General features: G+C 62.3%; 2 protein-coding genes and 1 pseudogene. 1 reads left to right on the top strand and 2 read right to left on the bottom strand.

What is annotated here, in order from left to right; genetic code table 11:
- Window positions 1–206: pseudogene (locus E5W87_RS31240) on the bottom strand (MipA/OmpV family protein); the annotation flags it as partial.
- A gap of 207 nt (window positions 207–413) precedes the next feature.
- Between E5W87_RS31240 and E5W87_RS31245 the strand changes: the two are divergent.
- Window positions 414–968 (top strand): HdeD family acid-resistance protein, encoded by a 555-nt coding sequence (locus tag E5W87_RS31245; protein WP_292406533.1) that lies wholly within the window; start codon window positions 414–416, stop codon window positions 966–968.
- 58 nt (window positions 969–1,026) lie between these two features.
- Here the strand turns inward: E5W87_RS31245 and E5W87_RS31250 are convergent.
- Window positions 1,027–1,407: riboflavin kinase (locus tag E5W87_RS31250; protein ID WP_292406536.1), on the bottom strand; the 381-nt coding region annotated here is incomplete at its 5' end.

Here is a 1,407-nt window from a genome sequence, read left to right on the forward strand (position 1 = left end):
GCCTTGCCGAGCGAGATGATCGGCGAGGCGCTGAGCAGGTATTTCTTGCTGCCCTCGAAATTCGGCGCGACCATGCCGGTGGCGCCGACCGTCAGATACCAGTCGCCGGACAGCCAGCCCAAGGCACCCTCGCCGGCTCCGGCGGCACCGGGCGCGCCAAGCACGAAAGTGGCCAAGACCACCTGAAACACCCTGACAGAACGCATCGTCACTCCATACGCACGGAACACCGGCAGGAACAACCGGCCTGGCCAAGAGCCATGGCGCCGGTTCGGTAAACTTTGATTTAAATTCGAAACGCTGCCTCGCTTTTCGGCATGCGTCCGGCGCAAGCCGCTCGCTGGACGGGCAAGGCCGTCGGCGCTACCCTCCAATTGGCAAGATGCCAGGCAACTTCGATGGAGATGGCGGCAATGACCCTGCAAGGCGATGTTTTAAAGGATGCGATTGGGCAGACGCAGGCGAAATGGGGGTGGTTCGTCGGGCTCGGCGTGCTGCTGCTGATCCTCGGCGGCATCGCCTTCGGCAATCTGTTCATTGCCACGGTCGCCTCGGTCTACGTCGTCGGCTGGCTGATGCTGATGGCCGGAATCATCGAGATCATGCATGCCTTCGGCGTGAAGACATGGAGCCGGTTCTTCTATTGGCTGCTCAGCGGTCTTCTCTATGCAGTCGCCGGGTTCTTCGCCTTCTATAACCCGTTGCTGGCCTCGGCGGTGCTGACCTTCCTGCTGGCGGTCGCCCTTCTCGCTTCAGGCGCGCTCAGGGCCTGGGTCGGATACAAGCACAGGCCGGCAAAGGGTTGGGGCTGGCTCGTCGCGGCCGGCGTCATCAGCGCGCTGGCGGGCCTGGTCATCGCAATGGGCTGGCCAGTCAACAGCGTATGGGTGCTGGGACTGTTTCTCGCCATCGACCTGATCTTCCAGGGCTGGGCCTTCATTGCCGTCGGCCTGGCGCTGAAGAAATAGGTTCTTGTTTTAGCATGATCTTGTCCGAAAACCGGTTCCCACTTTTTGGGATCATGCTTTAGAAAGCAATGGCCGCGTCGAGCTCGGAAAGCGGGCTGACGCCGGCCAGCAGCGCCCTCGCCTCCGCTTCGTCGCGTTTCATCTGCGCGACCAGCGCATCGAGCCCGTCGAACTTCACCTCGGCGCGCAGGAAACCGAAGAAGGATACCGCGCATATCTCGCCGTAGAGATCGCCGGAAAAGTCGAAGACGAAGGTTTCCAGAAGCGGTGCGCCGTTGTCGTCGACGGTCGGGCGGCGGCCGAAGCTGGCAACGCCGTCATGAAGCGTGCCGTCGGCGCGACGGAAGCGGACGGCATAAATCCCTTCCTTCAGAGTGGCTTCCGGCGAAAGCCTCATATTGGCGGTTGGAAAGCCCAGCGCCCGGCCAAGCCGTTGGCC

The sequence above is a fragment of the Mesorhizobium sp. genome (genome assembly GCF_004962925.1).
GTDB lineage: Bacteria > Pseudomonadota > Alphaproteobacteria > Rhizobiales > Rhizobiaceae > Mesorhizobium.